Source organism: Pseudoalteromonas sp. SWYJZ19 (assembly GCF_015864375.1).
Classification (GTDB): Bacteria; Pseudomonadota; Gammaproteobacteria; order Enterobacterales; family Alteromonadaceae; genus Pseudoalteromonas; species Pseudoalteromonas arctica.
In genome coordinates this window covers 29,086-52,166 of record NZ_JADYXI010000023.1, presented here as the reverse complement: position 1 = coordinate 52,166, position 23,081 = coordinate 29,086, and the positions used below count along the sequence as shown (strand labels likewise).

19 protein-coding genes are annotated in these 23,081 nt (G+C 36.7%); 13 read left to right on the top strand and 6 right to left on the bottom strand.

Features of this window, described 5'->3' with window-relative positions:
* Positions 1-5 precede the first annotated feature (5 nt).
* Both I6F45_RS18300 and ndk read right to left on the bottom strand, forming a co-directional pair.
* Entirely contained in the window at positions 6-1,136 is a 1,131-nt protein-coding gene (locus I6F45_RS18300) for a bifunctional tRNA (adenosine(37)-C2)-methyltransferase TrmG/ribosomal RNA large subunit methyltransferase RlmN (RefSeq protein WP_007583420.1), read from the bottom strand.
* Positions 1,137-1,303: 167 nt separating this feature from the next.
* Entirely contained in the window at positions 1,304-1,735 is a 432-nt protein-coding gene (gene ndk / locus I6F45_RS18295) for a nucleoside-diphosphate kinase (RefSeq protein WP_007377442.1), read from the bottom strand.
* A gap of 279 nt (positions 1,736-2,014) precedes the next feature.
* On the opposite strand from ndk, the gene trhP reads away from it, so the two are divergent.
* Positions 2,015-3,400: a prephenate-dependent tRNA uridine(34) hydroxylase TrhP gene (gene trhP, locus I6F45_RS18290; protein WP_197161580.1), complete on the top strand. Its 1,386-nt coding sequence runs from the start codon at positions 2,015-2,017 to the stop codon at positions 3,398-3,400.
* A gap of 231 nt (positions 3,401-3,631) precedes the next feature.
* Here trhP and I6F45_RS18285 read toward each other — a convergent pair whose 3' ends face one another.
* Positions 3,632-4,012 (bottom strand): GreA/GreB family elongation factor, encoded by a 381-nt coding sequence (locus I6F45_RS18285; protein WP_197141625.1) that lies wholly within the window; start codon positions 4,010-4,012, stop codon positions 3,632-3,634.
* A 627-nt stretch (positions 4,013-4,639) separates the two neighbouring features.
* On the opposite strand from I6F45_RS18285, the gene I6F45_RS18280 reads away from it, so the two are divergent.
* Positions 4,640-5,512 carry a DMT family transporter gene (locus I6F45_RS18280; RefSeq protein ID WP_024591184.1) on the top strand — a complete coding sequence of 291 codons (873 nt, stop codon included), beginning with the start codon at positions 4,640-4,642 and terminating at the stop codon, positions 5,510-5,512.
* Between the two features lie 44 nt (positions 5,513-5,556).
* Here I6F45_RS18280 and I6F45_RS18275 read toward each other — a convergent pair whose 3' ends face one another.
* Positions 5,557-6,450, bottom strand: coding sequence for a LysR family transcriptional regulator (locus I6F45_RS18275; protein WP_197161578.1), 894 nt, complete (start codon positions 6,448-6,450; stop codon positions 5,557-5,559).
* 870 nt (positions 6,451-7,320) lie between these two features.
* Here I6F45_RS18275 and I6F45_RS18270 point away from each other — a divergent pair.
* Positions 7,321-7,713 carry a hypothetical protein gene (locus tag I6F45_RS18270; RefSeq protein WP_197161575.1) on the top strand — a complete coding sequence of 131 codons (393 nt, stop codon included), beginning with the start codon at positions 7,321-7,323 and terminating at the stop codon, positions 7,711-7,713.
* Positions 7,714-7,895: 182 nt separating this feature from the next.
* Complete coding sequence (locus I6F45_RS18265; RefSeq protein WP_231609705.1) at positions 7,896-8,363, top strand: hypothetical protein; 468 nt, start codon at positions 7,896-7,898, stop codon at positions 8,361-8,363.
* A 292-nt stretch (positions 8,364-8,655) separates the two neighbouring features.
* On the opposite strand, the gene I6F45_RS18260 is transcribed toward I6F45_RS18265, so the two are convergent.
* Positions 8,656-9,531, bottom strand: coding sequence for a hypothetical protein (locus I6F45_RS18260; protein WP_197161572.1), 876 nt, complete (start codon positions 9,529-9,531; stop codon positions 8,656-8,658).
* Between the two features lie 820 nt (positions 9,532-10,351).
* Between I6F45_RS18260 and I6F45_RS18255 the strand changes: the two genes are divergently transcribed.
* Positions 10,352-10,561: a hypothetical protein gene (locus I6F45_RS18255; RefSeq protein ID WP_197141617.1), complete on the top strand. Its 210-nt coding sequence runs from the start codon at positions 10,352-10,354 to the stop codon at positions 10,559-10,561.
* Between the two features lie 430 nt (positions 10,562-10,991).
* Here I6F45_RS18255 and I6F45_RS18250 read toward each other — a convergent pair whose 3' ends face one another.
* Positions 10,992-12,884: a winged helix-turn-helix domain-containing protein gene (locus I6F45_RS18250; RefSeq protein WP_197161569.1), complete on the bottom strand. Its 1,893-nt coding sequence runs from the start codon at positions 12,882-12,884 to the stop codon at positions 10,992-10,994.
* 252 nt (positions 12,885-13,136) lie between these two features.
* Between I6F45_RS18250 and I6F45_RS18245 the strand changes: the two genes are divergently transcribed.
* The 8 genes from I6F45_RS18245 (at position 13,137) to hsdR (ending at position 23,068) form a co-directional block, all read left to right on the top strand.
* Positions 13,137-14,003, top strand: a complete 867-nt coding sequence (locus tag I6F45_RS18245) for a hypothetical protein (protein WP_197161566.1) — start codon at positions 13,137-13,139, stop codon at positions 14,001-14,003.
* A gap of 129 nt (positions 14,004-14,132) precedes the next feature.
* A complete protein-coding gene (locus I6F45_RS18240) occupies positions 14,133-15,635 on the top strand; it encodes a hypothetical protein (protein ID WP_197161562.1) in 1,503 nt (500 codons plus the stop codon).
* Between the two features lie 374 nt (positions 15,636-16,009).
* Positions 16,010-16,846 carry a hypothetical protein gene (locus tag I6F45_RS18235; protein WP_197161559.1) on the top strand — a complete coding sequence of 279 codons (837 nt, stop codon included), beginning with the start codon at positions 16,010-16,012 and terminating at the stop codon, positions 16,844-16,846.
* Positions 16,839-17,267 carry a hypothetical protein gene (locus I6F45_RS18230; RefSeq protein ID WP_138490232.1) on the top strand — a complete coding sequence of 143 codons (429 nt, stop codon included), beginning with the start codon at positions 16,839-16,841 and terminating at the stop codon, positions 17,265-17,267. The genes I6F45_RS18235 and I6F45_RS18230 overlap by 8 nt, the downstream gene beginning before the upstream one ends.
* A complete protein-coding gene (locus I6F45_RS18225) occupies positions 17,257-17,928 on the top strand; it encodes a hypothetical protein (RefSeq protein ID WP_197142765.1) in 672 nt (223 codons plus the stop codon). Before I6F45_RS18230 ends, I6F45_RS18225 begins: the two co-directional genes overlap by 11 nt.
* A gap of 197 nt (positions 17,929-18,125) precedes the next feature.
* Complete coding sequence (locus tag I6F45_RS18220; RefSeq protein ID WP_197142763.1) at positions 18,126-19,085, top strand: viperin family antiviral radical SAM protein; 960 nt, start codon at positions 18,126-18,128, stop codon at positions 19,083-19,085.
* On the top strand, positions 19,082-20,389 hold the full coding sequence (locus I6F45_RS18215; RefSeq protein WP_197161558.1) for a DUF4145 domain-containing protein: 1,308 nt from the start codon (positions 19,082-19,084) through the stop codon (positions 20,387-20,389). The genes I6F45_RS18220 and I6F45_RS18215 overlap by 4 nt, the downstream gene beginning before the upstream one ends.
* 231 nt (positions 20,390-20,620) lie before the next feature.
* On the top strand, positions 20,621-23,068 hold the full coding sequence (gene hsdR / locus I6F45_RS18210; RefSeq protein ID WP_197161556.1) for an EcoAI/FtnUII family type I restriction enzme subunit R: 2,448 nt from the start codon (positions 20,621-20,623) through the stop codon (positions 23,066-23,068).
* Positions 23,069-23,081 lie beyond the last annotated feature (13 nt).

Here is a 23,081-nt window from a genome sequence, read left to right as displayed (position 1 = left end):
ACAGATTATGCTTGGTGGATATTAACGCTAATTGCGTTATCGTCACGCATTTTCTTTTTAGCTAAACGTTTAGTACGGTCAACTACATCACCTACTAACTGTCCGCAAGCGGCGTCAATATCGTCACCGCGAGTTCGGCGCACAATACAGGTAACGCCTGCTGCTTGTAATACTTTTGAAAAACGGTCAATACGGCTATTGCTTGAACGCGTGTATTCATTACCCGGGAATGGGTTAAACGGAATAAGGTTTACCTTACAAGGTGTGCCTTTTAACGTTTGCACTAATGCATGCGCCTGATCGGTGCTGTCGTTAATACCGTTAAGCATCACGTATTCAACCGTTACATCTTTATTTGCTTTTGAGCCATCGATATAACGACGACACGAGGCTAAAAATTCTTCAATAGGGTACTTTTTATTAACTGGCACTAAAATGTCACGCAGTGCGTTATCGGGTGCGTGAAGTGAAATAGCCAGTGCTACGTCAATTTTCTCTTTTAGTAAATCAAGTGCAGGTACAACGCCTGAAGTACTTAATGTTACGCGGCGCTTAGATAAACCAAAGCCCCAATCGTCCATCATTAGTTCCATTGCTGGCACTACGTTTTTAAGATTAAGTAAAGGCTCGCCCATACCCATCATTACAACGTTAGTTACTGGGCGCTTTTCGCTATGGCCATCAAGGCCTATATCTTTAGCTACACGCCAAACTTGACCAATAATTTCAGATACTTTTAAGTTACGGTTAAAGCCTTGTTGAGCAGTAGAACAAAAAGTACATTCAAGAGCACAACCCACTTGTGATGATACACATAACGTAGCGCGCTCTTTTTCAGGGATCCAAACGGCTTCTACTTCTTGGCCGCCTTCCAGAATAAGTGCGTACTTAATAGTACCGTCGCTTGCTTGTTGGCGCACAGTGATTTCTGGCGCTACAATTTCGCACTCAGCTTTAAGTTTTTCTTTAAGCTTTTTGTTTACGTTGCTCATATCGTCGAAGTTATCTACGCCAAAATGATAAATCCATTTCATCACCTGGTCACTACGAAACGGCTTTTCACCGAACGATGCAAATAGCTCGCGCATTGCTTCTCGGTTTAAATCTAATAAGTTAATCTTTTTTTGCTCGGTCATGAAACAACCTCAATCGGTGACGGTGGAGATAAAATTTACGAGGACGAATTGTACACAATTCACTCACTTTAATCATTAAGTAAAACATCATGAGTTTCTGATTAATACTTTACGTAATGACTAAAAAAGGGCCCGAAAGCCCTTTTCAATATGTTAACGAATTCGAATTAACGAGTACGTGAACAAAGCTCTTCGTCAGCGAAGAAGTACGCGATTTCGCGAGCAGCAGATTCAACAGCGTCAGAACCGTGAACAGCATTTTCGTCGATGCTATCAGCGTAGTCTGCACGTAAAGTACCAGCTAGTGCTTCAGCAGGGTTAGTAGCACCCATGATTTCACGGTTTTTAAGAACAGCGTTTTCGCCTTCAAGAACTGTAACCATTACTGGACCAGATGTCATGAAAGATACTAAAGCACCGAAGAAAGGACGTTCGCTATGTTCAGCGTAGAAACCTTCAGCTTTCTCTTGTGAAAGGTGAACCATTTTAGCTGCAACGATTTTAAGGCCAGCAGATTCGAAACGGTTGTAGATAGCGCCAATGTGGTTTTTAGCAACTGCATCAGGTTTTACGATTGAAAAAGTACGTTCTAAAGCCATCTTTATGCTCCAATAATTTTAAGTAAAAGTGTGAATATTAACGGGCGCGAATTATACGCGTTTTAAGTGAAAAATCCTAATTTTATTAAAAACCAGTTTGGTTGCCGTTTTGTGATCTCGATCAAACGCAAATTATTGACCGCATTTATACTGCCGCGCTTCTGTTTACTTATTTGTTAATGACTAATCTGAATTCTGCTTGGGATAGATTTATTTTTCAGAGTTTAGGTTAACTACTTATGCAACTGGCTTAAACCCAGTTTGATGTATGGAGCGCACATGTCACCCGTTATTTCTTCAATGCCTTTTATTCCTGAATTATTATGCCCCGCAGGCAGTTTAAAAAACATGCGTTACGCGTTTGCTTATGGCGCAGATGCGGTTTATGCGGGGCAGCCTCGTTATAGTTTGCGTGTGCGTAATAATGAGTTTGACCTAGACACTCTGAAAGTAGGCATTAGTGAGGCGCATGCGCAAAATAAAAAGTTTTATGTGGTGTCTAATATTGCGCCGCATAATGCCAAAGTTAAATCGTATTTACGTGATATAGAACCTGTTATTGCGATGCAGCCCGATGCGCTGATTATGTCAGACCCTGGTTTGATTATGCTTGTTCGTGAAAAATGGCCAGCCATGCCTATTCACTTATCAGTACAGGCGAATGCGGTAAATTACGCGAGTGTACAATTTTGGGCAAAGCAGGGAATTGAACGCGTTATTTTATCGCGGGAGCTGTCGCTCGAAGAAATAACTGAAATATGCACACTCTGCCCAGACACCCAACTTGAAGTGTTTGTACATGGCGCACTGTGTATGGCGTATTCGGGGCGTTGTTTACTCTCTGGTTATATAAACAAGCGCGATCCAAATCAAGGCACATGTACTAATGCATGTCGCTGGGATTACGATGTAAAGCCTGGTGTTGAGAACGAAACTGGCGAAATGGTGCATAAAATTGACCCCAAACAGGTGATTCCTACTCTGGGTGAAGGCGCGCCAAGCAACGATGTATTTATGTTAGAGGAACAAGGTCGCCCTGGTGAGTATATGCCTGCGTTTGAGGATGAACACGGCACGTATATTATGAACTCAAAAGATTTACGCGCAGTGCAATACGTAGAGCAGTTAACAAAAATGGGTGTACATAGTTTAAAAATAGAAGGGCGTACTAAGTCATTTTATTATGTAGCGCGCACAGCACAAGTTTATCGCAAAGCAATAGACGACGCAGCTGCGGGTAAACCATTTGATACTAACTTATTTAAAACGCTTGAGAATTTAGCGCATCGTGGTTATACCGAAGGCTTTTTAAAACGCCACGCTCATCAAGATTATCAAAACTATGAGTACGGTCATTCGGTATCAACTAAACAGCAATTTGTGGGTGAAGTACTTGGGCGCTGCGAAAATGGATTAGTTGAAATAGACGTTAAAAATAAATTTTGTACAGGCCACTCTTTAGAGCTTATGACACCACAAGGTAACTTTACTTTTAAGCTTGAATATATGGAAAACAAAAAGGGCGAAAGTATTAGCGATGCTAAAGGCTCCGGTCACATTGTAAAAATACTGCTAGATGAAGACATTAACTTAGCGCATGCTATTTTAATGCGTAATCTTGAGGAACACCAAGATACTCGTAATCCATTTAAACAAGCTGTTTAGCTACAGCTGAATATAGTTTTTTCAAAAAACTCGGGGTTATAAAAACCCCGAGTTTGCGACTTTATTTAAAATAATATTAATTATTTTTCAAGCTGCTTTAGCTTATCTCTTCGCTCTTTACGTTTTTGTTTTAATGTTTTGCTTGCATGTTTTTTAGGTTTTTCTTTACTCATTACAAATAACTCCAATTAAATATATAAAATTAATAAATAAAAATTGAAATAATTTACTCTATATTTCCTCCTTAATATTAATGGCTATTATTTCCCAAAGGTGGGATTCCCCAGCTTCTTTATATTCAATAATATGATTTATTTTATGCCCTAAAAGAGCGACCCCAAGAGGAGAGTGAAATGATACGTCATTAATAAAGTGCCTTCGTTGGTTTGGAGGCACTAAAGTTATACGGCGCTTAAAACCGGTGGTTATATTTTTAATAACCACCGTGCTATTAATTTGTACATGCGGATTGAATTTTGACCAAGGCCGCTGTGAATACTCGACTTCTTGTAGTAAATACGCAAGCTTTAACGGTTGTAATAGTACCGCTGCGTCTGTGAAGTCATTTTTAGACAGGAAAGATTTTTTACGCTCGAACAGAAAAGAAAGCACGGACTAATCCCCACAAAAACTAAATCGAATTTAAATATATAAAGGTACAGTGTAACTGCCGAGTGTAAGGGTTACACTCGGCTTAAATTCCGAAGGTGGTATTTGTTTTTAGCAGATATGTGATTAAAGTAAACATATTATCCTCTTTGTTTAAATCAATCATATTGAGTTTAAAAATAAAGTCAATTGAGTTTTAGGTTAAAAATATATTGGCGATAAAATGACAGTTTAAAACTGTTTTTTTTATGTTTTTATAAATTCGTTTTTTTCACTAAATTGTTGTTATTTCTGTGTGTTAGTTGCTCACTATGTGATTGAAGCTAAGCGACTAAATAGTTAAGTGCTATTTATGGGATCTATAGTGCCACTTATGCCTATTTATAATATTTATAGATTAAATATACTGGTGTTGTTGTTTATTAAAGTGTAATTGTGTGGCTAGTATTTTATTATGTGAAGCCTAAGCTGCTTATTTTATAGAGTAGAAGCTAGGTATCGGGTAACGCTCTTGTAGTGGCTACGTGCTTTACTGCTGAACCTTTATGTAATAGTTACTCCATTCAACAATGTTAAATAACCACTTTTTATTCGGGTTTATCAAAGTAAATTATAAAGGGTCTCACTTATATGTGGATAATTTTTGCATTACTCGCCACTGTTTTTTTTGGTGCGCGAGGAATAATGTACCAATGGACGTCACAAAAAAAGATTAATCGTAATCTATTATTATTCGGTGTTTTTTTTGTGGGATTTATAATTAGTGCGCTAGGTACTGTGGTGTTTGAGCACACATGGTACGGCTGGGCTGACATTACTGTTGGACTCGCTTTAGGTTTTGGATCTTTTGCGGCTAATGGGTTTTTACACAAAGGGTTTTCGGTTGGGAAAGCGTCTTTAATTAGTATTCTGTCGGGGTTAACGCCTTTATTTGTGCTTTTATTTGCCTTTTTATTATGGCAAGAAACCTTAACTGTTATTCAATTAATCGGCTTTTTTATTATTTTTGGCGGCCTTTATATTATTCGCTACTCCAGCGATATCTCATTAAGTAACTTACAAGGCGCGCAATGGGGATTACTCGCGGCACTGTCCTTTGCATTTAATGATTTAATGGGTAAGCAATCAACGCTTCTTGAGGCGGATACGTTTGCAACTTTAACGTCTATGTTTGGGTTTGGTAGCTTTCTTTTTGCCGTTAGTTGGTTAGTAAAGCGTAAAAAAATGCTAGCAGAGCAAGGCTCTTCTCAAGCGTATTGGTCTGCCGGTAAAACATTTTCGTGCGGGTTACTTATTGGTTTAACTAATGTGGCTGGCATGGTTGCAATAATATCGGCTTTTGCTATTGGTAATACAGGGCTAGTTTCAGCGATTTCAGGTATGAATATTTTAATTATTTTGTTGTACTCACGCATCATTCTAAAAGAGTCTTTTACACGGCAAGAAGTTATAGGATTAACAACGGCATTTTTAGGTGTAATCGTACTAAGGCTTAGTTTTTAAAAGATGAATTAGCTTAATTACTTTGCTGTGAAAAGCCTACACTGCTACATTTTAGTGAAGTGTTGCAGTGTATGCTCTATAAGTAATCGCACTCGATAAGGGATTTGTTTTCTGTCGCGATAAAGCATAGAAAATGGCTGCCCTTTGCTTTGCCAATCATGAAGAATGTGTTTAAGCTTTCCTGCTTTAATAAGTGGTAATGCTATATAATCAGGGATGTAGCTAATACCCACACCAGACTCAACTGCTTGTTTCATCATTTGAATTTCATCAACTTCTAATCGAACATGTGTGTTTGGATTAAAACTGTACTCTTCACTCGTTTGCTGATTTTTTAATTGCCACGGTACCAATCCAACGCACGTAACTTTTGGGTGATCTTCTAATTGCTTAGGATGAGTGATGGATTGATAATCATGATTTAATTGAGTACATAATATATTGTGAGTAAGCTTAAGCTCCCTAATAACCCAATTATCAATGGCAGGATTTCTTACTCTAAACGCTATATCAATCCCTTCTTTTTCAATATCAATAAGGTTATTTGAAAAGCGTAAATCTAGTTGAATATCGGGATACTGCAGTAAAAAATCACAAAAAATAGCACTTAAAAAATGTTTACCCATGTAAATGGGTGCACAGATCCTAATTTTCCCTTTAGGTTGGTTTTTCTCATCACAAAGTGCTTGCTCAATACACTCTACTTCATCAAACAGTTTACGATAGCGATCGTAATATAATTCGCCAGTATGCGTAAGTGTAACTCGATGGGCATCTCGATTTAGTAACGTTAATTGCAGAGCTTGCTCTAATAAACGTATTCTACGGCTCAAAGTTGATAGTGAAATATCAAGGCTTATTGATGCTTTTTTAAAGCTACCTAGTTTTACTATGGTGCAAAAGTAACGTAAATCATCGAGAGAATAATTAGCTGCCATCAGAACTACTTTATTGTTTAGGATGTAGGCAATATTAACAGCGACGCTTTAGAATTTCATTAGAGAAGCCAGAAGTTTTTATTGATAAAGATCAACAAAGAAAAAGTCAATAAAATGCATAATTTAACGCTGTTAATCATATAATTTAAAATAAAGCAGTAAATGTTCTATTTTTTCATTTTTTGTTTTATATGAACTTTAATTGGAAAGGCTAAAAAGTGGCTCTACTCATAAATAGTAAATGCATTAACTGCGACAGTTATAAGGTTTTTAATTAAATACATATAAAACATATGGTTGCTTTGTCGTGCTATGGTTTGTGCTACGATTTTTAGAAATTCATAAGCACCTGGCTAGTATCTTAAAAACAGCCTTAAAAGGCAAATTGTATTAACTGAATAGTTGAAATTTTAGACTGGTAGAGTGTTTGAATCTTATATTTGTGTTTTGTAGCTTCTAGAATGAATTTGGAAAAGAGAATTGGTAGTTAAATAAAAGTAAAACTTAGATTTTTCTTTTTTTAACTCTCACTATAAAGTGCCTTATAGGGATCATTAAGCTGCATTTTGGGCCTTAAAGTGACATATAGGTCACTTTAACTGCCAGCGGTTATAGCAAAAAAGTTAAGTATTGTTTTTACTTAATCTACTTCCTTAGCTTGTTTAATAAGCCTAATTAATATTATCGTCAGCACAGCAGCTGGTAATAGCCATATAAAATCACTCATTTTAAATTCTCAGTATTTGAAAAAGTACCTTAACCTTAATGTTTTTGAGGTATTTTGCAAATTTAAGTCGTTTATCTATTACCTTTCAATTTTTCTCCTGACTTATGCCTAGTTAGTTTTAGGACAAATAACTAGGAAAAACCATGAAAGATCAAAAGTCACCGTTTATACGCCAATATGTACGCGCTAGTAAATCACCGTGGGAAGATGCTTCAACCCTTTTGCTGTTAGCTGATGTTATTGATAAGCAAACACTAGAGCTGGGCTTCACAAACTACATTTATTTACACCGAGATAGCGTGGGGAGTGTTTTGGGTATTAGTATTTCTAAAGATTTATTAGCTGCTAATCCTGAGTTCTCAGATCGGTATTTGGAGGGTATTGAAATGTATGCCTTTTTACTCATACATATTGAAGACATAACGAACTTCTGCAATTTATTTTCTGCAGAATTTGAGCAACTATTTATGCTAAAACCCAACGTATATTTTGCAGCTGCAGAAGACAGTTGGTTACGGTTAATTGAAAGCTCATAAACTCTGGCGAGCCTTTAGGCTCGCTTTTTTTATTTTTAAAAATTTTGATCCAATTGAGTTTTAAATAAATAATTTAAACTCACAAAAAAGTCACTATTTCTCCCTGAAAGTGCCTATTTAATAGTAGCCTCACAATAAGAGGAGTAAATAATTATTAAGTTAATTTTAAATAAGGAAATTCTATGACTTGCAGATATACCTCTACTCTAGACATTATCACCCTGTTAGAAGATGTCAAAACGGTTGTAAGGGATAACGATCATAAAATAAACAAACTCATGCTAAGTGCAGATAACCCTAACTTTAAAGGCTTTTGGGCTATTGTAGAGCCTCAAGTTTTTAATAAAAAACATCTTAATTATCGTGGCGTAAAAGTTCTGATATATAAACTAATGATTTGTTTAATAAACGATGTAAACCAACCCGTACCAGCATATCCTGATTACGATGACGAGTTTTATGAAGAGCCAGAGCAAGCATTTAGTGATGCGCCAGAAGAGCGCTTTGATTCAGTTTTTGGCAGCAAGTTCGAGGATGAATTTGAAGACGACTATAAAAATGATATTGAAAATGAATTTGTTGACGAGTTTGAACAAGATCGTATTGATTGTAATATCCAAGATTCAATAAACAGTCTTCTAAATAAATAATAAAGGACAAATATAAGTTATTTTAATAATAAAATAACTGCCTAATCATTACCCCTAAAATATGCCATGAGTCATTATTTGCAGGCTCACTGCTTAAGCTGAAATCTGGTTTAAGCAGCTCAATCTCATTAATAGAGATTACACCTCTAGGGGAAGGCGTGATGCAAATATAGCGCCTTGTTATTACTTCACAAAAGCGTGTTTTTAATAATAATGTTGGCAAGGCTGTAAATAGGCCAAAAGCAAAGGGGAATGGATTACTATCCATTCCCCTTTGCTTATCTATCGTTTATTAATAAAACATTTCATTAATTTCTTCACATAATTTAGTACGGAAAATAATAGACGAACAAAGTAATTCAGTATCGCTTTCGGTAATCAGTGGAATGCGTGTTTTTTTATCAAAACGTTGCGGCATTTCCTCAAATAACTGTTCGTGGAGTCGTTTTATATCATCAAAAATTTTGACCGACTGAGAGAATAAAAAAATCTTACTGTAATCGCCATTTTTTAACGAGGCCAAATATTTTAGTAAAATGACCTGTCGTGCAGTTTTATTTTTAAATGAATGCTCCACCTCAATAGCGGCTATTGAGCCATCAGGAAGTTGCACAGCGCCATCCACAGTTCTTGCAGCGGATAGGCTGTTAATTCGTTGAAATTCAGGCTCGGTAATGAATCCACTCCACATTGGTGCATATGTTTCATCACTGTGATAATTGTGTATACCGCGCAGCATGACAAATGCGTTAATTAGATTATGCATTATATTATTTTGATTGAATTGCAAAGCGGGGTTTCTATTCGCTCTAAAATGTATGTCGATGCCCATTAATTCCTCTGCGAATTTGGCAGCAGTATAGGTAGGCACATAGACGCGACCATCAGGACTGCGGTGTGTTTTTACCACACACAATAGCCCATCTTTTTCCAGTCGGTTTAAATGCTCTAATGCGAGGCGATGATTGATGCCGTAAAGCCAGCGAATAATCCCTGGTGTAACAATAGAAAATCGAATTGCAATAAGAACCGAGAGCTTGGTCCTGTTAACCCCTTTTTGATGGTTATTTGCACCTGGATAATACCGCATATTAATATCAAAATAGCGAGGGTAGAGAGTATGAAGTGGGTTGTTTGATTCTAAATCTTTTGTTTGTTGCGACGTCAATTCAAAAATCCTTTTGGTGAGTTAATTGTTAAAATTAACTAGTACCGCCACACAAAAATTATCATCATTTTATAATTATATTGCCGTTTTTCATTCCGAGATGTTCTGACAGCATGCACGAAATCATTGTCGCGATAAATATCGGAACAAAAGCCGCTTTCAGCGGATGGCTTCGTCGCTGCGCTACTCAACCATAGGGCCTAAAACGCCCGCCAGCTCTGGTTGTTGCTCCGCAACGAGCTGGCTCAACGCGCTATCGCGCTAGCGTTTTAGACCCAGCGCGAATGCACCGAGCTACGCTCCGTACTAACCGCCATACTGCCGCGCCTGACAATGCAATGGGTGCCCCATAATTTGCATTTTTCATCTGCTTTTATTTTCTACGAAAATAGATGGTTCGATATCAATTTGTGCCAAATTGATATCGAATTTCGCTGATGCGAAACACTATCGCGGTTAGTACAGACCAGCTGTACATTCGCGCTTTCTCCATGTGTCTTCGGCTTCGCCTACACCACATTACGCGCTTGTTGGCCTCATTCTGAGACGCTTTTTTTTGCAGTTCTTCGTGCCGAATAATGCGATCTAAAAACCTGTCTTTCAGACAAAAAACGTCTTCAAATTAAACTTATTAATAAACTTTTTAGATAAAGAGGAAAGGATTTTTGCTTAAAAGGTTAAGTGAAAATAGAAGAAAAGTGAATGCCTTATTCAAACCGTTTGTTGCTGAGCTGCGCAGTCAAACAAGTTTGATTTTTATCACGAAATTATTAAATTTGAAAGCATAAATAAATAATTAATGATTAATAAGGTTTAAAAAATGAAAAATAATGACGTTACTGATATTGCTATTAATCCAGCCAGCGGTCTTCCTATTACTAATGCGAGTTGCAATATCGTAGATGTAGGCGGCAATGTGATAGGCCAACACGATAGAGTAATGACTGTTTTCGAGGTTGAAGAATCGATAGCGGATTCAAATGATGGTGGCTGCTTTGATGCATTTGACTCGTTTGATGACGGCTTTTAATGCCCGAGATATTGAAAGCAGTAAGCCGGCATCGAATAGAAATCGTATATTCGACCATTGTATTTGGTGGCTCAGCAGTACTTTCTTTCCAGTACCAATCAACTCAAAATTTTGCTTGGTTTATTACGCTGACCTTATTCTGTACCAAGATGGCTATTGGCATAATTAACTATGAGCAATATCGCCAGAGAAATAACCGAAGTATGAAAATCATGCTCAAATATTTGTTATTTAAATTTGTATAAAACCCGTTTATTTGTCCTAAACGCAAAGCGCTCCTAGTTAATCAGGGCGCTTTTTTTACGTTTTATAGTATGAAAAATGAAATTTTGCATACTATAGATTCATCCAATTTCAATGCGCTTACTCACTCAATGAAATTAAATACTCTAGCGATAATAAGTTCAGGGTGATTATAGCTGATAAGCTTTTAATCTAATTTCAACCTCAAAATAGAAGTATTAACATCAGCTCCTCCTAAATAAAGAATATCATCCTCATAGGAAATAAGCCTTGTATATCGGGCTCGCTCTCTCGTTCTTTCTATTACTTTACCGGTTTTAATATCCACAATGTGTGTTTGTTCTTTGACATTGTATCTGTGTGCAAGTTTTCCTTTGTGCTCAATTAATAGTCTTTTCTTTGTTTGCTTACTTATTATTTCACGATTTTCATTAACAATATTCCCAGTTAGCGTATCAACAAATAAACACCCTTGCTCACTTTGAAATGCTCTTTCACCCTGCTCTACTATTTTCATGAAGGTATGTTTTTTTTGTTCAAATAAATGAATACCGTCACCCTCTGCTATCATACATTTACCGTTAGACACGAGCTCGATAGTTTTTATATTACTAATCTGAATCAGCTTATTTTCAAATAACTTATAAACACCATCAGCACCAGCCAAGAATATTTCGTTTTTAAAAAAAGCTATATGTCTGAGACTGAGGTTTGAATCGAAGTAAATAGTATTAAATACAAGTCCATCTTTGAGTTGTTCTATTGCGTAACCACTATTGGTTAATGCTAAAACTGTAAGCACATTATCAGTATAGGTGAAGTCTCTAACACCATTTTCTAAGCTATAAGTAAAATCCCCTGATGAACTATATATAACTTCCTTGGTAACGTTACCTAAAGAAAAATAGAGTTGTTCTTCAAGAACTAAAGGATCATCAATTTTGGTAGCTTGCGATGCCATCAATAGCGATAAATTTATATCTTGAGATAATATGTCATCTGATAAGGGCAACATAAATAGCTCATTATTATTACCTACAAAGAATAGGTTTTGTTGTGCAACTGCAACGGAATAAGGTTTAGCTCTAAATTTATAAAGTGTTCTCCTATTATTACCTTCAAAGTAAGTCAAAGACATTTTATCTAAATGATTCTCTCTTAATGAAAATACGCCATCATTGTGTCCTTTTATATATGCATCAATAAAATTTTTCTTATTTTCTGACTCAAAATTGGTACTAAAGACCTCTTCTAATCGCTTAGTTTTCAGGTCATATACAAAAGGTTTGATTGATGAACTCGGATCAACGTTAAAAGTAATGTAAAACCTATTTTCATCGATCCAATCAAAAGAGGGGAATGCATTTTGCCTGTTACAAGGAATTTCATCTATTTGGTCTTCGACTGGTATTCGGTAGATTTTAATTTTGCATTTCGAATCTTCAACCATGTGCATTATGGTGCGGCCGCTAGTGTGAATTTCTAAGCCGCGATAAGCACCTGAGTATTCCTTCGACTTCAATATAATGTTTTGGCGATTTACAACTTTATATAACTTTGATGTATTTTTGTCTCGTGCAGTAACAAATAACGCATTGTTATGAGTCGCATAGTCCAAAATATAATCTTTAGATTCAAAAACGGTCTGGGTTGAAACCTTTGGTAATGCTTCAATCTTACCCTTATAGCGATAAGATAAAATTGCCACAATACATATCAAAATAATAAATAGTAAAGTGAGGAAGTACTTATAAATCCATACTTTTTTGTGATTAACCGTTGAGGGTTCAATCGATTCAAATTTGAGTTTGTAGCCTCTACCTCTTATGTTTTTAAATGATTCCCTATCGCCAAATTTTAAGCGTAGATCACTTATCAACTTGCGAAGTGAGTTTTTAGTTACAATGCGTTCCCCCCAAATTTCTGATTCAAGAGTTTGTGTATCAACAAAACCATCATCGGACGAAAAAAACAGTTTAAGTGCAATTATTTCTTGGGAGGTCAGTTCAAATTTTTCGTTGTTTCTTGATGCTGAATTAATATCTGGTGAGATTAAAAAGTCATTGATTTTATAGTTCACAGGAAGAGCTTTATTATTTTTTCGGGGAGTTTAACCATTTGTTTTGATTATTTCAACAATCTCCGTAATATTTATAACTATTTAATAATTATAATATTTCACACTAAATCACACTGTTTTATATTTATTCACTACCTCCTTTTTAAAAAATCATAGATATTCCTTTCGTGAAAAAACATGCTTCAAAACCATTGTATATAAGTTTACAAAATCGCATTTAATTAAACTTTAAATAAGAAGGAATTATTAATAATGAACTTAAAAAGACTTGCTGTAATCGCTGTTATTTTATCTTTTGTTTCGGGTTGTAAGTCAACTCCCGATATCAGGGATATCCCGTTGAGTCTAACGGCTAAAAATAAAACACTTGAATATAAAAAACTACCAGGCGTTGCAAGTAATGTTGTTACTTTAGGAGCTGTGAAAAATGCTTTAAGGGAGCATGTTTCAGCACATACTGGATATACGCAATGCGATATCGAATGCGGAAAGTGGCAAACGGCAGACATAAAATCAATATGGGGTAAAAAAGTTTCTCTAACTGATTCTGAAGTGAAGATTACCTACTTTCGCGGGGATAAATTCCGCACAGGCAGTACTTATCTTTCAAAAGTTCACACTGCATTTCCTTACCAAATTGAAGAAACAACTGAATCTTTTAAAGTTAACCTTTTACCTGCAATGACTGCGACTGCAGAAGATGCTTCTGACGCATTGTTTATCCCAATATCTTCTCCAGTTAGCGACAAAACACTTCAAGAGTTACTCGATAATGTATTGAATAAACCCGGCAAAAATATTGATAGACATGTTTATTCTAGCGGTTCATTTAATGTTGAATTTGACCCTGCATCTGTTCAAACAAGTTTTGAGAGAAAATTAAAGCAAAAACCGAATGAGAATAAGTCAAATAAGCGAGTCTACAAGAATAGTTTTACATTTAATTCAGGTGATATGGTTGCGTATGTAGATTTAGATATTTTTTTGTACCGCGGTAAGTCAAAAGTTGAATATCGTTTAAGTCATCCTGTTTCTGTAAGCCCTGACGGGACATCACAATATGATGAAAAGTTAATGGGAATTTTACTAGAACATCTTAAAAGTGTAGCCAACAGCTGAGTTGTTGTAAGTCGTTTAAAGAGAGCTCTAAGTGGAGCGCGTTTACAAACAAAAAATAGGCTAAAAATCAAAGTTTAATCTTCAGGCACCTCAGTTGCTTACCTACCTTAAAAATATTGGAATATAAAAATGAAAAAATTAATTACCTTATCTCTTTGTAGCTTGCTTGCGGCATGTGGTTCTGGCTCTGAAACGCAGGTGCCGGACTCGACTGGTGACACATCAACAGGCGTTGTTACCAATGTTGATTTTGTTATTGGTACCGTAGGACCACTAAGCGATGCTCGCGTTTGTGCAGACGTAAACCAAAACTTAACGTGTGAAGAATCTGAGTTTTTAGGCCTCACATCAGCATCAGGTGCATTTACAGTGTCAGGTGACTACACAGATACAGCAATTATTGTTGATGCAGTGTCAGAGAAAACAGCGAACGTAAATGAGGGCAACATTGTGGGTCACTCATACACTATGTATGCAGAAGCTGGCTCAGCGAATGTAAGCCCTGTAACAACGATGGCTGTAGACTCTGGTTACTCTGTTGAATCAATCGCAGATTTATGGTCGGTTGATGTAAGTGTGTTTGAAGGTGACTACACGGCGCTAGATGATAGCAATGCACAAGCTGTTTTGGTTGGCTTGGCATCTGACTATGCAATTAAATTATTACAAGAAGGTGTGTCTTTAACGGATGTGCCGTATGACGTCTCTCTTGCTGCTGATACTGTTTATGCAGCGCTTGAGTCGGGTGTTGTTGCCAGTGAGATTTCATTTGAGCTTGATGAAAGTGGTTTGCTTTATTTAAAGGTCCCGAGCGTAGAGGTTGACGTTGTAGAAGGTGATTTCATCCAAGATACCACGCTCTCTTCGTTTGTGGGTGATTGGAGTGTATACCATTTTGACCGCCTTGATGGTGATCAGTATGGCCAAGTAACTATTAAAGCAGAGAATTCTTGGGAGCAGTTTTGTATAAAAAATGCGTTTGTTGATTCAGGGCAACCTTTAAACGCTGATGTGGATGCTGATTGTTATAATTTTACCGTTGATCGTGATGGTTTGATGGTTATAACAAGCCAAGATAGTTACACTTTAATTTACAACTTAGTTTATGGCCATAAATCAGATGCGGGTACCGCACTATTGTTTCAAGTAGAAAAGATAGTAGACGGAAGGAGATATGGTGGTGGCTACATGTGGATGGATGACTATTCTGCAGCTGTGAATGAAGGTATGGGTCTTCGAGATCGTGATTGGTACCATGCTATTTATACGGGCTTAGCGGATGATAGTGCAGGTGAATTTGATGGTGTTGCTTATGAAGTTGATTTTGAAGAGCGTATGTCTGTTGAATATGACAGTGGCGAAGCAGTTGATACGCGTTTTTCATATGTCCAAGATGTAGCGTTCTCGCCAGCATTTGAAATGAACCAGACTTCATTAGTTTACTCAGATGGTGTTGCTTATAATCGAACGGGGATGCTTCGTGTAGATGATTATATTGGACTAGCTTTGTTTAAGCGTGACCAAAAGTTAACACTAGGCCTATTATCTCCGAATGCAGAAATTATAGAGTCTGTTGATAATTGGAAAATGTATAACGGCACTGCTGCAGATTTGAAAACCTTAGTAAAATAAATTTTTTTTGTATGAGAGCAAAGGGGTTACCTTACAGTAGCCCTTTTGATTGAATGAAGTTTTAATAAATAAAAATAGCCTTTTTATAAGTTGGCTAGGCTAGTAAAAGCGGTAGAGTGGCACTAGCGCGCTTAAGTGAAATCATAATTTAGTAATTAAGAACCCATTCATATTTTTAAAATTAAGTTTTATAAAGTCTCAATTTTTGCGGTATCATCAGGTTATGCATGTTAAATCCACCTTATGAAGTGATTTTAATGGATTAAAGTGCCTAACTGTCACTCTGCTTTAAAGTATAAAAAATATAAGAGCTTTAGTTTTAATATTATAAAAATCTTCAATTTAGTTATTTGTATAAGGATATTAAGAGAAGTATGGAAAGTAATAACGAGCATTCGAACACCACTGACACCAATGCAAAAGTAGAAGCAGAAACTCAAGATAACCACCTATCCCAGAATCAATTAATACAGCAATGGCGAGTAAACCTTGCATCCCTAAAAAAAGACACAGGGTTTGAAGTACCTAAAGAACTCGATAAAAGTGATGAAAAGGTTACTACCGCGCTAGATTCAATAGCGTATTTAGATAAAAAAAATACCTTATTAGACGAAAATGAAGATTTTCAATTATCAGACAATGGCTTTGCAACATATAAAGCCAAACATATGATTGCTTTTGAATATTTATCTCAGCTAAAAAAACCTGATTTAATTAGAAACTCAGCAAAGTTTTACTTTTTTTCAAGAGCTAACCAAATAGAGCAGTTATCAAAACCTAGCATTTGGGCTCATTCTTTATTTCACTTCTTAATCACGCTAATAGTTATTTTAGTGCTTGGGGTTATTAGCCTCTTAGTATTGGTTAAAACTCAGGATAATTTGTTTGTTAAGTTACTAGTAGGCTGGTTTTGGATTGTAAATATTAAAACAGCGAGCAATTTAATTGGGAAATATAAAAAATTAGCTATCACTCCTTTTCGGTTTAGTGTCAGCTTATTAGGTATTCAGTCACTAAACGTACTAATAAAAGTAAGCCTACTAGGCATTATTCCTTTTCTTATTGTGAGTAGATACAACGCTTATTGGATTGATGACGTGATAATAATTAGCTTATTTATTTCGTGTCTAATTAACTTTAAGCCTGACGAAAAACCATTAAAGCAAGTAGCTGAAAAAGACTCAACAAAAGCAGGCACCGTCAATGTTTAAAGGGTTTATATTCGTCATATTCATTCTTTTCAGCTCAAGCAGTTTAGCGAAAGTTGATATAGACCTTGCGTGTAAAGAAAAAAAAGAGCAACAACGCTCACTATTAGAAAAGCTTTCAACTTCTGTGACTGAAGCGCACTTAGCGGGGCAGTGCACCGGATACCATTCATACTATAAAATTAATCTTAAAAAATATTGTAGTGAATTTTTAGAACAAAAAAATTCACTACTTGGCTCAATGAGTACATCTTTAGAGGAGGCCAATTTGGCAGGGATGTGTATTGGCGCAATTTATAGAGTAGCAAAACAGTGCGGTGTCGAGACAAACAGAATTGATTACGAATTTGTAGCGAAAGGTGTTTTAACGGTTCAAGGCGCAAAAAAACGTCTTGGTTGCTATGGGAATCAGTATGGCTGGTAAAAATAAAAGTATTGCAGCGGTTGCCTGTCAAGCTTTGGGAATTGACCGCAACTTGTTACCAGAGCGGTTGAGAAGTCGTTTAAATTATTACGTTAAAGATAAAAATCTCAAAGCTAAACTACTTGATGAGGAAGATATAAAATCTGAGTCAGTCGATTATGTGCCAAAGCCTATTAAAGCAGGTAATCATGTATTTATTCGCAATCTGGTTATTCTAGATACGTTGTTTGAAGATAAAAAATTAGTTGTAAATTGGCTCAATGGCGAAAAAATCAACACTGAAAGTTTTGAGCAATTTGCCAAGGAGTGGAAGGCTAAAAAATTACTATTTCAAGCACTTGATAAGCGTATTGGTGATTTAAGGCTCTTTCTAACAGATGAAAATATAGATTGGTCACAAGATCAAATTCCATATCCATTTAATGAAGGTCAATATAGTTCATTGGAGATGATTGCTGATTCTATTGAGTTTGATGCGCAATCGAGCCCATATGATTTAGCGCTTAAAGCCGTCATCGAAGGTGAATTTGGTGTTTTGGGTAAACTAATTACCAACAACCCAGATGCGTTTATTAGCGAACAGGGTCAATGGCTAGTAACTCTATACAACACTAAAAAAGCAGAATACGAAGAATATAGTTTATTGCTGAATAAATATTAAAATATTTACTGCCTTCCCTTTTTTGTGAATTTCACAGTTTGATACTTGCTCCTGAAGTCACCGCACTCCGCGGTGATATTAGGAGATTATAATGCACCATTTAATTCTTTTTTCATTACTCAATGAAACCAATGAACTTTCATTAGCTGATTCAGCTATTAAAACAACGTTATTGAACCTTGTGTTAGGAGGTTCGCATGAATAAGTCTATTGATGAATTAGTCATTAATTATCACGTTACAGAAGTATGTAACTACTCATGCAAATTTTGCTATGCAAAGTGGGATCGTCCCAACGAAATACAAGCTAATGGCCAAGATGCAGAGTTAATGCTTGAAAAATTAGCCAATTACTTTTTTGACGATAATACCAACCAAGTAAAAGCAGTTTTCCCTTACAAAAGTGTACGTATTAATTTTGCAGGTGGGGAGCCCTTAATACTTAAAAAACGTTTTGAAAAGTTAATCATAAAAACAAAGTTGCTAGGCTTTAATTTATCGCTAATTACCAATGGCCACTACCTAACAAAATCTTTTATAGATAACTATGGTGCCATGTTTTCAATGATTGGGATCAGTTTTGATAGCCAATTTTCAACTGCACGTAAAGATATTGGCCGAATAGATCGTAAAGGTAAGTCTTTTGGAAGCCACGATTTAATTAAAGCAGTTACACAGATTCGTAGCGTTAATCCATCGATTACAATAAAGTTAAACACCGTTGTTAATAGCCTTAATTACCAAGAATCATTCGAGCAGCTAATAGCAGACATAAAACCCGAAAAATGGAAGGTGTTTCAGGTGCTGCCTGTACTAAATAGCAACTTATTAGTTTCTGATGAGCAATTTTCTGGGTTTGTAAAACGCCACGCTTCATTAAAAGAAGTCATGGTGGCAGAAGACAACGAAGCAATGACAAATTCTTATTTAATGATTAACCCTCAAGGACGCTTTTATCAAAATAGCGCAACTCAAAATGGATATGTTTATGGTGATTTAATTTTAGATGTAGGTGTGAAGCAAGCATTAGAAGTCTGTGAAATAAACTGGGAGACGTTTACTAGCCGATATAAAAAGGATAATACAGTTAGCCTCATTAGTAATAGCGAGTATCAGCTTAAAAATAACGCCGCGTATAAACAGGGAGCTTCAGCATGAGCACTATAAATAATGATGAACAATTCGCAGCATTGTTTAAAGAGTCCATTGCTTCAGATTACAAAAATGCACTATTACTGATGAATGTAAGCCCTGATGTTAGTTTGTTTAAATTTCGTAAAATACTAGAGACCTTATGCTTACTATATGCGCAACACCATAGTTATGAATTTACTAATAAAAACTTATGGGAGCAAATAAATGAACTTGCAGATATCAGCGCAATTCATGGAGCTGATAGAGAGCTATTTCATGCTGTTAGAGAGTTAACAAACGATGGCGTTCATAATAAGGAGTTGAGTAACGAGAGCTTGCAGGGTAAGGCGCTAGCCTCAAGAACAAAAATCTTAGATTTACTGGAAAGTGCTTACTTGAGCTTAGGGCTTGGCGAGCGTTTACCTCAATATGAGTTAATAGATGTGGGAGGCCAAGAACATAAAGACTTGTGGTTTAACTGTTTAATCTCTTGTGACTATAAAGAGTATTTAAGATTAGGTGATTTTTACGAAAAAATGGGAGAAGTTTTTGAAAGTGAAGATTTAGATGAAAAATCTTTTACTGCGCGCGCACAGACTATGTATTCTTTTGCAGCTGAGTCTTATAAAAGTGCTTTTCAACTTTGCTCAAAAAAAACAATAACTGATGTTATTAGCGCTGATGATAAACAAATTAGTATTGCTCAGCAAAGCCATCAAATTCTGTTTAAATATGCTCTTTTATGTTTCAACAATAAAGTAGATAACCTACATATTACTGAGGTAACAATATTATTAAACGCATTAGCAAAAAGAGGCTTTTACGCTGCTTACGCTTATTTAGGTTGGTGCTATTACTTAGGTGAAGACTATAAAAAAGCACATAAATACCTTAACCACAAAAAGGCTGAGCATACTGTTTTTCTATATCAGAGGTTAGGTGTTTTATATTCTTCAGCTAAAGCTAGCTCAATTAATGGTAATAAAGCAGTTGAGAGTTTTAAAAAAGCAGTAAGGCTAGGCTGTAATAAATCAATGTTTGAATTAGGTAAAATCTATTACAAAGGTGAGTTAGTTAAAAAAGATGACGAACTAGCTCAAAATTACTTATGCCAAGCAATTGCTACTGGTAACTTAGATGCAGCTTTGTACCTTGATGAAAAGTACTTAAAAATAAGAGAACTATTTTCTGGTTTACTAGACGAAATTAAAGGTGACAAAGTAAAAGTAGAACCGCAAAAGCCTTTTACTAAAGCCACTAAATTAGGACGAAATGAATTTTGTTTGTGCGGCTCTAATTTAAAGTATAAAAATTGCTGCGGAAAATAAATGCAAATACTCATAGTGTTAAGTGATTATATTTAAACAATGAATGATTGCAGTACGCCTTAAAAGGTTTATCTTAAATTAAAACGAGAGACACTGTCTCTCGTTTTTTAGTTTTACCTTTTATTTTTGCTTATTAACCTTATTTTATATAGCATCACTAAATAGCATGAAACACGTTGAATCAACGAGTTGTGCGCACTCATAGCGCAGTATTTAGGGATGGTTTAAGTTATGGATAAAAGAAAGCTCAGCGAAACCGATATAATCAGCAAGTTTATCCTACCCGCAGTTAAAACCGCAGGCTGGGACGATATAACCCAAATACGCCAAGAGGTTAAATTACGTGCCGGTAAAGTAATCGTCCGTGGGCAACTTGGTGTACGTAAAACGGTTAAGTCGGCTGACATAGTGCTTTACCATAAACCTAGTATGCCGCTTGCTGTAATCGAGGCTAAAGCCAATAAGCACGAAGTAGGCAAAGGCCTTCAACAAGGCTTAGATTACGCTAGGCTGCTCGATGTGCCGTTTATATTCGCCTCTAATGGCGATGGCTTTATATTTCACGATAAAACCAAGCTAGGCACGCCTGATGCGCACAACCTTGAATCAGAAATACGCTTAGAAGACTTCCCATCACCTCAAGAGCTTTGGGCTAAGTATTGCGCTTACAAGGGCTATACCGAATCTCAATTACCTATAATCAACCAAGCTTATTACGATGATGGCAGTGGCAAGCATCCCCGTTACTATCAGCTCCAAGCGATTAATAAAACAGTAGAGGCTATATCGTCAGGTAAAGACCGTGTACTCCTCGTCATGGCAACAGGAACCGGTAAAACTTATACCGCGTTTCAAATCATTTGGCGCTTATGGAAATCACGCGCTAAAAAACGCATATTGTTTTTAGCCGACCGCAACATATTGGTCGATCAAACCCGAATTAATGATTTTCAGCCGTTTGGTACTTCAATGACCAAAATTACCGGTAGAAAAATCGACCCCGCTTACGAAATACATTTAGCACTATACCAAGCACTAACAGGGCCAGAAGAATCTCAAAAAGCGTTCAAGCAAGTAGACCCAGACTTTTTCGACCTCATTATTATTGACGAGTGCCACCGTGGTAGCGCAAGTGAAGATAGCGCATGGCGCGAAATACTCACCTACTTCAAAGGGGCTGCTCAAGTAGGTTTAACCGCAACACCAAAAGAAACAGAGGAAGTATCAAACTCTGACTACTTTGGTGACCCCGCTTATACCTATTCCCTAAAAGAAGGTATTGAAGATGGCTTTTTAGCGCCATATAAAGTGGTACGTGTCGATCTTGATGTAGACCTACAAGGCTGGCGACCAACAAAAGGGCAGGTTGATAACAATGGCGAAGTAATACAAGACCGCATATACAACCAAAAAGACTTTGACCGCACAATGGTAATTGACGAGCGAACACAGCTGGTGGCAGAAACCATTACCAACTATTTAAAACGTACAGACCCTATGGCTAAAACCATCGTGTTTTGTAACGACATAGATCACGCCGAGCGTATGCGCCGAGCCATTGCCAACTTAAACCCAGAGCAAATGGCTAAAAACGATAAATACGTGATGAAGATCACCGGCGATGACGAACTAGGCAAAGGACAGCTAGATAACTTTATAAACCCTAAACGCCCATACCCAGTTATTGCTACCACCTCAGAACTCATGACCACTGGAGTTGACGCTAAAACCTGTAAGCTAGTGGTGCTCGATCAGAACATTCAATCAATGACCAAGTTTAAACAAATTATTGGTCGTGGTACCCGTATTGACGATCGTTACGGCAAGCTGTGGTTCACCATACTCGACTTTAAAAAAGCCACCGAGTTGTTTGCCGATGAACGCTTTGATGGCACACCAGAAAAAATAATAAAAGTAACGCCCACCGACATTGAAGACGAAGACGTTGATCTTGAATCACAAGATGATACAACCGGTGTAGAGCAGCCTGATAGTGTATTCGATGAACAATCAACCGCTGACGATACAACAGATACTATAAATGACCCTAAAGGCGATGGCAGCCTCGATGGCGAATGGGACGATGAAACCAATAAAATGGTTAAGTATCGCGTATCAGGTGTTACAGTTAATAAAGTGGCAGAGCGGGTACAGTATTACGATACCGATGGTAAACTCGTTACCGAATCATTTATAGATTACACTCGTAAAACCATGAGCAAGCAGTACAGCTCATTGGATGAATTTGTAAAACGCTGGAATGAATCAGAGCGTAAACAAGCCGTAGTAGACGAGCTTGCCGAAGAAGGCATTATTTGGTCTGCGCTTGAGGAAGAAGTAGGCAAAGACATGGACCCATTTGATATGATCTGCCATGTAGTTTACGACCAACCACCCCTTACTCGTAAAGAGCGCGCAGATAACGTACAAAAGCGTAACTATTTCACTAAATATTCGGGAACCGCGCACACCGTACTCGAGAACCTTCTGTTAAAATACGCTGATGTAGGCGTACAAGAAATCGAATCTATACAAGCGTTAAAAGTTGCGCCATTTACAGATATAGGTAATACCAAAGAAATCATCAAGAATGGCTTTGGTGGCAAAGCACAATACGAGCAAGCGCTTAAAGAGCTCGAAGCCGAAATTTACCAAATGCCAACGCCTAAAACAGCTTAATTATATGTTTGCT